Source organism: Phreatobacter sp., from assembly GCF_030691135.1.
Classification (GTDB): domain Bacteria; phylum Pseudomonadota; class Alphaproteobacteria; order Rhizobiales; family Phreatobacteraceae; genus Phreatobacter.
In genome coordinates, this window is record NZ_JAUYFA010000063.1 from 65,879 (window position 1) to 78,106 (window position 12,228).

The 12,228-nt window shown below is 66.9% G+C and carries 15 protein-coding genes and 1 pseudogene; 14 read left to right on the plus strand and 2 right to left on the minus strand.

Annotated features, from left to right (window positions below; genetic code table 11):
• The first annotated feature begins 12 nt into the window (after positions 1–12).
• The 6 genes from Q8O26_RS11435 to Q8O26_RS11460 all read left to right on the plus strand — a co-directional run bounded on the left by Q8O26_RS11435 (position 13) and on the right by Q8O26_RS11460 (position 5,172).
• Positions 13–1,098, plus strand: coding sequence for an enoyl-CoA hydratase/isomerase family protein (locus Q8O26_RS11435; RefSeq protein ID WP_305575661.1), 1,086 nt, complete (start codon positions 13–15; stop codon positions 1,096–1,098).
• A complete protein-coding gene (locus Q8O26_RS11440; RefSeq protein WP_305575699.1) occupies positions 1,095–1,568 on the plus strand; it encodes a DUF6163 family protein in 474 nt (157 codons plus the stop codon). Before Q8O26_RS11435 ends, Q8O26_RS11440 begins: the two co-directional genes overlap by 4 nt.
• Complete coding sequence (mmsB, locus tag Q8O26_RS11445) at positions 1,565–2,506, plus strand: 3-hydroxyisobutyrate dehydrogenase (protein ID WP_305575697.1); 942 nt, start codon at positions 1,565–1,567, stop codon at positions 2,504–2,506. Before Q8O26_RS11440 ends, mmsB begins: the two co-directional genes overlap by 4 nt.
• A 468-nt stretch (positions 2,507–2,974) precedes the next feature.
• On the plus strand, positions 2,975–3,496 hold the full coding sequence (gene ldtR, locus Q8O26_RS11450) for a transcriptional regulator LdtR (RefSeq protein WP_371134541.1): 522 nt from the start codon (positions 2,975–2,977) through the stop codon (positions 3,494–3,496).
• A gap of 7 nt (positions 3,497–3,503) precedes the next feature.
• Positions 3,504–3,635, plus strand: coding sequence for a hypothetical protein (locus tag Q8O26_RS11455; protein WP_305575665.1), 132 nt, complete (start codon positions 3,504–3,506; stop codon positions 3,633–3,635).
• A gap of 340 nt (positions 3,636–3,975) precedes the next feature.
• A complete protein-coding gene (locus Q8O26_RS11460) occupies positions 3,976–5,172 on the plus strand; it encodes a murein L,D-transpeptidase (protein ID WP_371134542.1) in 1,197 nt (398 codons plus the stop codon).
• Positions 5,173–5,272: 100 nt separating this feature from the next.
• On the opposite strand, the gene Q8O26_RS11465 is transcribed toward Q8O26_RS11460, so the two are convergent.
• Complete coding sequence (locus Q8O26_RS11465; protein ID WP_305575669.1) at positions 5,273–5,707, minus strand: hypothetical protein; 435 nt, start codon at positions 5,705–5,707, stop codon at positions 5,273–5,275.
• Positions 5,708–5,850: 143 nt separating this feature from the next.
• Between Q8O26_RS11465 and Q8O26_RS11470 the strand changes: the two genes are divergently transcribed.
• From Q8O26_RS11470 to thiL, 8 genes are all read left to right on the plus strand, one after another.
• Positions 5,851–6,051, plus strand: coding sequence for a serine hydroxymethyltransferase (locus tag Q8O26_RS11470; protein ID WP_305575671.1), 201 nt, complete (start codon positions 5,851–5,853; stop codon positions 6,049–6,051).
• A gap of 125 nt (positions 6,052–6,176) precedes the next feature.
• The gene (gene glyA / locus Q8O26_RS11475; protein ID WP_305575673.1) at positions 6,177–7,484 is read left to right on the plus strand and encodes a serine hydroxymethyltransferase; all 1,308 of its coding nucleotides are present in this window, start codon (positions 6,177–6,179) and stop codon (positions 7,482–7,484) included.
• A gap of 15 nt (positions 7,485–7,499) precedes the next feature.
• Complete coding sequence (gene nrdR / locus Q8O26_RS11480) at positions 7,500–7,982, plus strand: transcriptional regulator NrdR (RefSeq protein ID WP_296571508.1); 483 nt, start codon at positions 7,500–7,502, stop codon at positions 7,980–7,982.
• A 43-nt stretch (positions 7,983–8,025) separates the two neighbouring features.
• Positions 8,026–9,117: a bifunctional diaminohydroxyphosphoribosylaminopyrimidine deaminase/5-amino-6-(5-phosphoribosylamino)uracil reductase RibD gene (ribD, locus tag Q8O26_RS11485; protein ID WP_305575677.1), complete on the plus strand. Its 1,092-nt coding sequence runs from the start codon at positions 8,026–8,028 to the stop codon at positions 9,115–9,117.
• A 3-nt stretch (positions 9,118–9,120) separates the two neighbouring features.
• Positions 9,121–9,735, plus strand: coding sequence for a riboflavin synthase (locus Q8O26_RS11490; protein ID WP_305575679.1), 615 nt, complete (start codon positions 9,121–9,123; stop codon positions 9,733–9,735).
• A 26-nt stretch (positions 9,736–9,761) separates the two neighbouring features.
• Positions 9,762–10,247 (plus strand): 6,7-dimethyl-8-ribityllumazine synthase, encoded by a 486-nt coding sequence (gene ribH / locus Q8O26_RS11495; protein WP_305575681.1) that lies wholly within the window; start codon positions 9,762–9,764, stop codon positions 10,245–10,247.
• On the plus strand, positions 10,247–10,732 hold the full coding sequence (nusB, locus tag Q8O26_RS11500) for a transcription antitermination factor NusB (RefSeq protein WP_305575683.1): 486 nt from the start codon (positions 10,247–10,249) through the stop codon (positions 10,730–10,732). Before ribH ends, nusB begins: the two co-directional genes overlap by 1 nt.
• A gap of 47 nt (positions 10,733–10,779) precedes the next feature.
• Positions 10,780–11,772 carry a thiamine-phosphate kinase gene (thiL, locus tag Q8O26_RS11505; RefSeq protein WP_305575685.1) on the plus strand — a complete coding sequence of 331 codons (993 nt, stop codon included), beginning with the start codon at positions 10,780–10,782 and terminating at the stop codon, positions 11,770–11,772.
• A 238-nt stretch (positions 11,773–12,010) separates the two neighbouring features.
• On the opposite strand, the pseudogene Q8O26_RS11510 reads toward thiL, so the two are convergent.
• Positions 12,011–12,228: pseudogene (locus Q8O26_RS11510) on the minus strand (glutathione ABC transporter ATP-binding protein GsiA); the annotation flags it as partial.

A 12,228-nucleotide genomic window follows, 5' to 3' on the forward strand; every position in this document is an offset into this window, starting at 1 on the left:
AACAGGCTGGTCATGAGCGCACCGATTCACGACGATGCCGAGCCGGAAATCCTCATCGAGCGCCGCGGCTCGGCAGGGCTCCTGACCCTGAACCGGCCGAAGGCGCTGAATGCGCTGACCCTGACCATGGTGCGCGAGATGCGCCGGGCGCTCGATGCCTTCGCCGTCGATCCCGCCGTCAGCCGGGTGGTGGTGACCGGTGCCGGCGGCCGCGCCTTCTGCGCCGGCGGCGACATCCGCGTGCTGCACGATCTCGGCAAGGCCGGCCGGCACGAGGAGGCGCTGCGGTTCTGGCGCGAGGAATATGAGCTCAACGTCCTGATCAAGCGCTATCCCAAGCCCTATGTCTCCCTCATCGACGGCATCGTCATGGGCGGCGGCGTCGGCGTCTCGATCAACGGCAGCCATGTCGTCGCCGGCGAGAAATTCGTCTTCGCCATGCCCGAGGTCGGTATCGGCTTCTTCCCCGATGTCGGCGGCACCTATTTCCTGCCGCGCATCCCCGGTGAGATCGGCGCCTTCTTCGCCCTGACCGGCGAACGCATGAAGCAGGGCGATGCGCTGTCCACCGGCCTGGCCACCCACGCCATGGCCTCGGAGCGCTTCACCGAGGCCCTCGATGCGCTCTGCGGGCGCGAGACGGTCGACCATGTCCTCGAGGGCTTCGCCGACGTCGCGACCCAGCCGGCGAGCGTCACCGCCCGCCGCAGCGCCATTGATGCCTGTTTCCGCTTCGACACGGTCGAGGCGGTGATGGACGCCCTCGCTGCGGCCGCTGCGGCAGGCGACGACTGGTGCGGCCAGACGCTGGCGACGATGAAGACCAAGTCGCCGACCTCCATGAAGATCGCCATGGCGCAGGTGCGCGCTGGCCGGACAATGGAGTTCGAGGAGGCGATGAAGACCGAGTTCCGCATCGTCTCGCGCATCTGCCACGGTCATGACTTCTACGAGGGCGTGCGCGCTGTCATCATCGACAAGGACAATGCGCCGCGCTGGCGACCCGCGACCCTCGCCGAGGTGACGCCGGACATGATTGCAGCCCATTTCGCGCCGCTCGACGGGGGCGAACTCCAGCCGCCTGCGGTTCCGCGATGAGCGCCCCGAGATTCCGCCCTGCCAGCGATGCGCCGATCCAGGTCGATGCCGAGGAGCGCGGCATCGACTGGAGCCGGATCTACCGGATCTTCATGCGGGCCCTGGCGGTTCTCGTCATCGGCCGCGGCCTGATGCAGTGGATGGTCATCTGCGGCGGCCCCAACGCCGACGGTATCGGCTTCGAGGACATGCCCCCCGGCGTGCAGGCCTCGATCATCTTCTTCGCGGTCATCGAACTCGTGGCGGGCGTCGGCCTCTGGCTCACCTCGGCCTGGGGCGGCGTCGTCTGGATTCTGGCGACGGCCGTCGCCATCGGCATCGACCTGGCGATGCTGGCAGGCATGCAGGGCTGGGTCCAGATCGCGGCGCGATCGCTGCCGGCGACGATCGCCGATGCGGTGCTGCTCCTCTTCTATACCGCGGCGGCGATGATGGCCGCCCGTCAGGCCGACGACGGCTTCAGCGAATAAGGCGCCCGGCCGAGGCACGGGCCCGAAAAACACGACGACGGGAGGATTTCATGAGCACCATCGCCTTCATCGGCCTCGGCAATATGGGCGGGCCCATGGCCGCCAACCTCGTCAAGGCGGGCCATAGGGTCGTCGGCACCGATGTCAGTCCGGCCGCAGTCGAGCGGCATGTCGCGGCCGGCGGCACCGGGGCCTCCACGATCGCCGAGGCGGTCAAGAACGCTGACGTCGTCGTCACCATGCTGCCCTCCGGCCGTGAGGTGAGCGCGCTCTTTGGCGGCGAGGCCGGCATCATCGCCGGCGCAAAGGCGGGCGCCCTGCTCATCGATTCATCCACCATCGACGTCGATACTGCCCGCGCCGTGGCGAAGGCCGCCGCTGAGCGGGGGCTCCTGATGATCGACGCGCCGGTCTCCGGCGGGGTCGGCGGCGCCAGTGCCGGCACGCTCACCTTCATGTGCGGCGGTGAGGATGCGGCCTTCGCCGCAGCGAAGCCCTTCCTCGAGGCGATGGGCAAGACCATCGTCCATGCCGGGGGTCCCGGCAACGGCCAGGCGGCGAAGATCTGCAACAACATGATCCTCGGCATCACCATGATCGCCACCTCCGAAGCCTTCGTGCTGGCGGAGAAACTCGGCCTCGACGCCCAGAAGCTCTTCGACATCGCCTCGAAATCCTCCGGCCAGTCGTGGTCGCTCACGACCTATTGCCCGGTCCCGGGGCCGGTGCCGACCTCTCCGGCGAACCGCGACTATGCCGCCGGCTTCACCGCGGCCATGATGCTGAAGGACCTCAAGCTCGCCCAGGACGCCGCCCGTTCGGCCGGGGCGATCACTCCGCTCGGCGCCGAGGCCGCCGCCCTCTACGGCCTCTATGCGGGGCAGGGCGATGCCGGCACGGACTTTTCCGGCATCGTGAACTTCCTGCGGGGCAAGTGAGGTCAGGCGCCTTCCGTAACGTCGCTCGCGAGGGGGCTCTATCCCGCCGCGGAAGGTCCGTGCCGATCTTTGACCCGACGTCATCGCCCTATGCTGAACAGGACGTTGCACCGATCGCCGGCAGTTGAAGGAGGCCGCGCCACGCAGATGGTTGACGACCGCTTTCGTCAATTTGAACAGTGTGTAAACACCGGGCGAGGAAGGTCCGGAAATCGGTGCTTCCGATCCTTTATCGAACCTTGACGCCGGTCCATCAGGTTGATGAAAAGACAATGAGATATTGCTGATATATCAATGCAATCTCTTGTTGAGGAAGTAATGGTTAAGCCGCCTTCACGCTGTTTGTTCGGGGGCTTTTAAAATTCGCCGGTCTAAGTTGGTGGCACACGAGCGGTGAACAGGGCTGCTCGGCCGAGGGTCAAAAAACGCCCCGGCATCAACCAGGACAAGAGGCGTCCCATGAGCACGATGACCAAGACGCGCGACGTCGCGTCGCCGCCGATTTCACCCGAACGTCTCGAGCGTTTCGAGGCCATCACACCGGTCTACATGGAGTCACTGACGCTGATCGAGCGTCTCCATCGCCGCCTGCTGGACGTCATCAAGGACGAGTTCGACCGTCGCAACAGCTCCGACATCAACGCCGTCCAGGCCTTGCTGCTGTTCAACATCGGCGACCGCGAACTCACCGCCGGCGAACTGCGCACCAAGGGCTACTATCTCGGCTCCAACGTCTCCTACAATCTCAAGAAGCTGGTCGAGATGGGCTATCTGTCCCACCAGCGCTCGCGCATCGATCGTCGCTCGGTGCGCATCAGCCTCACCGCCAAGGGCCACGAGATCGCCGAGATCGTGAAGGCGCTCTACGCCAAGCATGTGCGGACGGTCGAGCAGGTCGGCGGCATTGCCCTCGACGACTTCAAGACGCTCAACAAGTCGCTGCTGCGCCTTGAGCGGTTCTGGACCGACCAGATCCTCTATCGTCTCTGAGGTGCCCATGACGACGATGCTCTCCGACTGGACCATGCTGGCCGCGGGCCTCGTCATGGTCCTGCTCCTCGCCGAGAACATGCTCGGGGTCACCGGCGCCGCGCTTCTGGCGAAGAACCGCGTCAAGCGCCCCGAGTGATTGCAGCCTCTCACATCCTGTTGATCCGGCGAGGCCGGCGCTGTCCCTTGGGCGCGCCGGCCTCGGCTTTTTCCGCCGAAACCGGCCCGTGCGCCGCCGATGGATGCATTTTCCCGGTGTCACCGCACGAAATGCCTTGAGTTGGTCACATTGGTTGCCCTAGTTGCAATCTGACACCCGCTTGGCATTCCTTAAGGATAATGGTGTTTCCTCACGTTTCGGCGGGAGGCGACCCTGCCGATCATCCGGAGCCGTTATCGTGACCGAACGTTCCCCCGCGTATCCCGTTTCGCCCCTCGACCGGCGCACCCTTCTGGGCGGCATCGCCTCGCTCGGCGCGATGGTCGTGGCGAGCCCCGCCCTGGCGCAGTCGGCCCGTGGCGCCGTCGCCGAGTGGTCCGACAGTTTCGATGCCGGCTCGCGCAGCCGCTCCACCATCAATCCCTATCCGGTCCTCGGTCCGCACACGGTGCAGGGCCTCGAGCAGGCCATCGCCCAGTATCAGGGCATCGTCTCGCGCGGCGGCTGGCAGCCGATCCCCGATCGTGAGCGCCTGCGCATCGGCGCGCGCCGCCGGTCCGTCGCCATCCTGCGTGAGCGCCTGATCGCCTCGGGCGATCTCAACGCCTCGGCCGGCCGTTCCGAAGTGTTCGATTCCTTCGTCGACACCGCCGTGAAGCGCTTTCAGGCCCGCCATGGCATCTCGCCGGACGGCCAGGTGCGCGAATCGACCTATGCCGCACTCAACGTGCCGGCCGAGATGCGCCTGCGCCAGCTCGAAACCAACCTGGTCCGGGTGCGCGCCCATTCCGGTTTCCTCGGCAATCGCTTCATCGTCATGAACATTCCCGCCGCCCAGCTCGAGGCGGTGGAGAACGGCGTCGTCGTCTCCCGGCATGTCACCGTCGTCGGCAAGATCGACCGCCAGTCGCCGGTCATCACGACCCGCGTTCAGGACATCAACTTCAACCCCTTCTGGACGGTGCCGGCCTCGATCATCCGCAAGGACCTCATTCCGAAGATGCAGTCGGAACCGGACTACCTGACCAAGAACCGCATCCGCGTGTTCAACGGCCAGGGGCAGGAGGTTGCGCCGGAATCGATCAACTGGAACACCATGGAGGCGATGAATTTCCGCTTCCGCCAGGATCCCTTCGAGGGCAACTCGATGGGCAATGTCCGCATCAACATTCCCAACCAGCATGCGGTCTACATGCATGACACGCCCTCCAAGGGCCTGTTCGGCGAGGACCAGCGCTTCCATTCCTCGGGCTGCGCCCGCGTCCAGAACGTGCGCGAACTCATCGCGTGGATCCTCCAGGGCACGCAGTGGTCGCGCTCGGAGATCGACCGCATCTTCCGCACCACCGACCGCGTCGACGCGCGGCCGGTCCAGCCCATTCCGGTCTACTGGGTCTACATCACCGCCTGGGCCAATCCGGACGGCCTCGTCCAGTTCCGCGACGACATCTACCAGCGCGACGGCATCGGTGCCCAGGCCTCGGGTGCCGCGGCCCAGCCGGTCGCCCTGCGCTAATCCGCTCGCTCCCGCTATGTGACGAAAGCCCGGCCTCGCGCCGGGCTTTTTTGTACTTCGAAGCTGGGACAGTGGGCTCGCTCTGGCGAAATATCTAAGTTCAGAAATATCGGCTCAACACTCTCAACTCTGAGCCCAGTTCGGGGGCGATTTTGTAGAGGATCAGCCCTACCCAACCCGCACGCTTATCGGGTAGCGCGTTTCCAAGCTCGGACATGTAGGTTTGAGGAACCCAGACGACCAAATCGCCCGGCTGAAGGGGATCACCATTATTTGGGGTTTGGGCTAAGACTACGAAGCCGCCGTCGTCTGATGCAACTCGTACTGCAGCGACTTGCCTGTCGTCCTGAAGTTTTACGGCAATTTGAGTGCCAAAGTGGCGTCGAGCATCTAGGATCAAGCCTACGATACCCTTATCTTTTTCTAATGTCGTATGTCCAAATTTGCACTGATATTCGAAGAATGCCTCGCCACTCTTAAAGACCAGTGCCTCTGCCGGTGAGGTGGGGGGCTTCTTCTTGCCAAATGGCCACATGGCAATCTCCTTCGAAGAGACTCGCTCTACTAGGGCGCATAGAACGAAGGCAGTCTGCACCTACAGGTTGATCCCGTCTATGGGCGTCACTGTTTTGCGATAACATGCTGGCTATCAAAGGCGCGTGCCCCGACACTGGCCTTATGCCCGAATCACCGCCTCGCACCGTCTATTTCGAGCACACGGCCCTCGGCGCCTATATCCGCTGCGCCGCGATCTGCGGCGAGACCGGCACCGAGGTGGTGGTGATGGGCCCCGTCCAGGCGGCCCTGCACGATCTGGAACGCCTCGCCCGTCGTAAGCTGGAACGCCGTCTCGCGCAGGATGCGGGGGAGGGCGCCTGACAGCGGCACAAGGGCTGGTGTCTGCGGCGCGCTCAACCTTGGACTCCCAACCGACGCTGTGCTACCGGCAACGATCATCGTCCCGAACGACCCGGCGACCATCGCCGCGCCACGGAGTGATCCGGATGTCCTCGTCTTCCGCCGCCGCCTCGCAGCCCTTCGACGGCTTCTTCTCAGCTTCGCTCGCCGAAACCGATCCGGTCATCTTCGACGCGATCGAGAAAGAACTCGGGCGCCAGCAACATGAGATCGAGCTGATCGCCTCGGAGAACATCGTCTCGCGCGCCGTCATGGAAGCGCAGGGCTCGGTGATGACCAACAAATATGCCGAGGGCTATCCGGGAAAGCGCTACTACGGCGGCTGCCAGTTCGTCGACATCGCCGAGACGGTCGCCATCGAGCGCGCCACCAAGCTGTTCGGCTGCCGCTTCGCCAACGTCCAGCCCAATTCCGGCAGTCAGGCCAACCAGGCCGTCTTCCTCGCCCTGCTGCAGCCCGGCGACACCTTTATGGGTCTCGACCTCGCCGCCGGCGGCCACCTCACCCATGGCTCGCCCGTCAACGTGTCCGGCAAGTGGTTCAAGGTCGCCCCCTACACGGTGCGCCAGGAAGACCAGATTATCGACATGGACGAAGTCGCCCGCATCGCCCGCGAGGCCAAGCCGAAGATCATCATCGCCGGCGGTTCAGCCTATGCGCGCGTCTGGGACTTTCCCCGCTTCCGCGCCATTGCCGACGAGGTCGGTGCCTATCTCTTCGTCGACATGGCCCATTTCGCCGGCCTCGTGGCGGGCGGCGCCCATCCCTCGCCCTTCCCCCATGCCCATGTCGCCACCACCACGACCCATAAGACCCTGCGCGGCCCGCGCGGCGGCATGATCCTCACCGACGACGAGGACCTGGCCAAGAAGTTCAACTCGGCGGTCTTCCCCGGCATGCAGGGCGGCCCGCTCATGCACGTCATCGCCGCCAAGGCGGTAGCCTTCGGCGAGGCGCTGCGCCCCGAATTCAAGGCCTATGCCCACGCCGTCGTCGCCAATTCCAAGGCGCTGGCCGAGACGCTGAAGGCCTCCGGCTTCGACCTCGTCACCGGCGGCACCGACAACCATCTGCTGCTCGTCGACCTCCGGTCGAAGAACCTCACCGGCAAGGCCTCCGAAGCGGCGCTCGGGCGCGCCTACATCACCTGCAACAAGAACGGCATCCCGTTCGATCCGCAGAAGCCCTTCGTCACTTCAGGCGTGCGCCTGGGAACGCCGGCCGGCACCACCCGCGGCTTCGGCATCGCCGAGTTCAAGCGCGTCGGCGAACTCATCGCCGAGACGCTGGACGGTCTGGCGCGGAGCAATTCGGACGAGGGCAATGCGGCCGTCGAGGCCGCCGTGCGGGAGAAGGTGAAAGATCTCACCGCCCGATTCCCGATCTATTCCTGACGCGGCGCGCGGACCGTGCGCTGCCCCTTCTGCGGCTTCGCCGACACCCAGGTGAAGGACTCCCGTCCCACCGAGGACGGGTCGGCGATCCGGCGGCGGCGTGTCTGCACGGAATGCGGCGGCCGCTTCACGACCTTCGAACGCGTCCAGCTGCGTGAACTGGTGGTGGTGAAGCGCTCCGGCAAGCGCGTGCCCTTCGACCGTGACAAGCTGATGCGTTCGATCCAGATCGCGCTGCGCAAGCGGCCGGTCGATCCCGAGCGGGTCGAACGGCTCGTCTCCGGCATCGTCCGGCAGCTCGAGGCCTCGGGCGAATCCGACATTCCCGCCGAGAATATCGGCCGGATCGTCATGGAGGCATTGAAAGCCCTCGACGACGTCGCCTATGTGCGCTTCGCCTCGGTCTACCGGAATTTCCGCGACCCCCGCGAATTCCAGCAGCTCATCGGCGAGATGTCCGAGGACGGCGAGGGGGCCGGCGACCCCGAGCGCAGCTAGAGTGATGGACGGCGACGCTTTCACGGCTGTGGATCGCGGGCATATGGATCATGCCCTGCGGCTCGGGCGTCGCCATCTCGGCCTCGCCTGGCCCAATCCGTCCGTCGGCTGTGTGATCGTCAAAGACGGCATCGTCGTCGGCCGCGGCGTCACCCAGCCCGGGGGGCGGCCGCATGGCGAGACCACCGCCGTCGCCCATGCCGTCGCCGTCTCCGGCCCGGCGGCGACCCGCGGCGCCACCGCCTATGTGACGCTGGAGCCCTGCTCGCACTATGGCCGCACCGCGCCCTGTTCCGACGCGCTCGCGCGCGCGGGCATCGCCCGCGTCGTCTGCGCCATCGGCGATCCCGATCCGCGCGTCCACGGGCGCGGCTTCCACATGCTGCGCGCCTACGGCATCGGCGTCGATGTCGGTGCCGGCGCGGCGGAAGCCGCCGTCGACCATCGCGGCCACTTCATCCGCGTGCGCCAGGGACGTCCCTTCGTCCAGCTCAAGATGGCGCTCTCCGCCGACGGCTTTGTCGCAGCGGCGGGCGGCGCCCGCACGCAGATCAGCTGCCCGGCGGCGACCGTCCAGCTCCACCTCGTCCGCGCCATGGCGGATGCCATCATGATCGGCATCGGCACCGTGCTCGCCGACGACCCGCTGCTCACCTGCCGCCTGCCGGGCCTTGAGGAGCGCTCGCCGATCCGCGTCATCATCGATTCCAAGCTCCGCCTGCCGCTCGCCTCGCGCCTGGTCGCCACGGCCGGCGAGGTGCCGACCTGGGTCATCTCAACCGTCGGCGCGCCGCCGGAGGCCGAGCGCGCTCTGCGCCGTGCCGGCTGCGAGGTCATGCTGGTGAGCCGCCTGCCCGACGGGGCCGTCGACATGGGCGCGGCGCTGCGCCTCCTCGCGGCGCGCGGCATCACCCGGGTCATGAGCGAGGGCGGACCGATCCTCGGCGCCACGCTGATGCGCGCCGCACTCGCCGACGAGATCATCGTCGCCCACTCGCCCGAGGCTTTGGGCGACGGCGTTGCCGGCTTCATCGAACCCATGCCCACCCGCTACCGTCTCGCCGACAGCCGCATGGCGGGGCGTGACCGTATCGAAACCTTCCGCCCCGATCCGACCGCCGAGCGAGGAGCCTGACCCATGTTCACCGGCATCATCACTGATGTGGGCGAAATCGTCGCCGTGGAGGAGAAGGGCTCCGCCCGCACCCTCGCCATCGCCTGTTCCTATCCGGCCGACAGCCTGCCGCTGGGCGCCTCTGTCTGCCACATGGGCATATGCCTCACAGTGACCACGCTGCTCCAGGAGGGCGAGCGCACCCTGATCACCGTCGATGCCTCGGGTGAGACCCTCGCCCGCACGACGCTCGGTGCCTGGCCTGTCGGCAAGGCGGTCAATCTCGAGCGCTCGCTGCGTATCGGCGACGAACTCGGCGGCCATATCGTCACCGGCCATGTCGACGGCGTCGCCGAGATCGTCTCCCGCGAGGATCGCGACGGCACCGCCTGGTTCGTCTTCCGCGCCCCGCGGCACCTCGCCAAGTTCATCGCGGAGAAGGGCTCCGTCGCCCTCGACGGCACCTCGCTCACCGTCAACGGCGTCGATGGCGATACCTTCACCGTGACCATGATCCCGCACACCCTACAGGTCACCACCTGGGGCGCGTCCATAGCCGGTGACCGGGTCAATCTCGAGGTCGACATGATGGCCCGTTACGCGGCCCGCCTTGCGGAGGCGAAGGCGGAGGGCTACTAGAGCGCTCCCAATCCGAAGGACCTGCCATGGCCGCCCCGCGTTCCGCGCCCGAGCACGTGATTCCGACCCATGCGCGCGTGCTCATCGTCGAGGCGCGTTTCTATGACGATCTCGCCGACGCCCTGCTGGAGGGCGCCAGAGCCGCCATCACCGAGGCCGGCGCCACCTGCGAGGTGCACACCGTGCCCGGCGCGCTGGAAATCCCCGCCGCCATCGCCATCCTGATGGATGGTGGCGCCGCACGCGGCCAGCCCTTCGACGGCGCGGTGGCGCTCGGCGCGGTCATCCGTGGCGAGACCACCCATTACGAGATCGTTTCGGAGGAAAGCTCGCGCGCCCTGATGGACCTCGCGGTCTCCCGCAAGATGCCGCTCGGCAACGGCATCCTGACCGTGGAGAACGACGATCAGGCCTGGGCGCGTGCCCGCCGCAGCGACCTCGACAAGGGGGGCGGCGCCGCCAAGGCCTGTCTCGCCATGATCCGCCTGAAGCGTGCGGCGGAGACCCTGTAATGGCCGAAACCGCTCCCAAACAGGCCAATAAGCGTGGTACGGCCCGGCTTGCCGCCGTCCAGGCGCTCTACCAGATGGACGTCGCCGGCTCCGACATCAACGATGTCATCGGCGCGTTCCAGACCTTCTGGATGGGCCGTGAGGTCGAAGGCGAGACCTATCTGCCCGCCGACCACCAGTTCTTCCGCGACATCATCCAGGGCGTCATGCGCGACCAGCAGCGCATCGACGTGGCGGTCGACCGCATCCTCGCCGATGACTGGCCGCTGCGCCGCATCGAGGCCGTTCTGCGGGCGGTTCTGCGTGCCGGCACCTATGAACTCTTCGAGCGGCCGGACGTGCCCGCCAAGGTCATCATTGCCGAATATGTCGACGTCGCCGACGCTTTCGTCGATCGCGAGGAGGTCGGCATGGCCAATGCTGTCCTCGACAAGATCGCCAAGCGCCTGCGCGCCGCCGAGATGGGCGAGGCGCCGAAGGGCTGAGCGTCGCCGCTCTCCCCTTTGCCGGCGCTATCGGCCATGATCACCAAGTGACCCGCCCCTCCGAAGACGATCTGATCGCGCGCTTCTTCGCGCCGCTCGCCACGACCGCGGGGGCCGACGGACTGATGGACGATGCCGCTGTCATTCCGGAGGGCGCCAGCGACCTCGTCGTCACCAAGGACATGGCCATCGCCGGGGTGCACTTCTTCCCCGACGACCCGCCGGACCTGATCGCCGCCAAGGTGCTGCGGGTCAATCTCTCCGATCTTGCCGCCAAGGGCGCGGTGCCCGTCGGTTTCCTCCTTGGCCTCGGGCTTCCTCCTGACTGGACGACGACGTTTCTGGCGGCCTTCGCCGACGGCCTCGCGCGCGATATCGAAGCCTATGACTGCCCTCTTCTCGGCGGGGACACGGTCAAGGTGCCGGGGCCTCTGACCCTGTCGGTCACCGCCTTCGGCCGCGCCGCCCGGACGATACGACGACGCGGCGCGCGCCCGGGGGACGTGCTCTGCGTCACCGGGACCATCGGCGATGGAGCCCTCGGGCTGATCGCGCGTCAGGCCGAGCGCGCGCCCGGCACTGCGCCCGACTGGGTCCGCCTGCTCGCGCCGGAGGAGCGCACCCATCTCGTCGACCGCTATCTCGCACCGCGTCCGCGCACGACGCTCGCCGCCGCTGTCGCCCGCCACGCCTCGGCGGCCATGGACGTCTCGGACGGGCTCGTCGGTGATCTCGCCAAGATGATGGCGGCGTCTGGGACCGGCGCGCAGCTCGACGCTGAGGCGGTGCCGCTGTCGCCCGCCGCCGCCCGGGCGCTGGCGATCGACCCGGCGTTGCAGGAGCGCATCCTGACCGGCGGCGACGACTATGAGATCCTGCTCGCCTGTCCGCCGGACCGGCTCGATGCACTGCGCGACGATGCAGCGAGCGCCAGCGTCCCGTTGGCGGTGATAGGGGCGGTCACGGATGGCATCGACGTGGTCTGGACGGCGGAAGGGCAGTTGCTCTCCTTCGTCGCCGGGCGGTTCGAGCATTTTTGACGCTCGTTGCATTCTCGTTCGCCTGAGTCCCGCGCCGCCCGCTCCACCGCGTCATGCCCGGCCTCGTGCCGGGTATCCACGACTTCTCGTCGACGCGCGGTGTTCAAGTCGTCGATGGCCGGGACAAGCCCGGCCATGACGGAGTGGGCGGTGCTCATAACCGATCGCGCACGAGCATGCCGAAAACAAAAGGCCCCGGAAACCGGGGCCTTCGTCATTCACAAATGGCGGAAAAGCCTCACTCCCATGCCATGACGACATGGCCGGGGGAGACTTCGCGGTACTGGCGCGCCGGGGGCACGTAGTCGGGGGCGCGGACGGGGCTCTTGATCTCGTCGTTGGAGACGCCGCGCTTCTGCAGGCGGCGGGCCGGGTCGGGGATCGGCACCGCCGACATCAGCTTCTTCGTATAGGGGTGCTGGGCATTGCCGAAGACCGCGGCGCGCGGGCCGATCT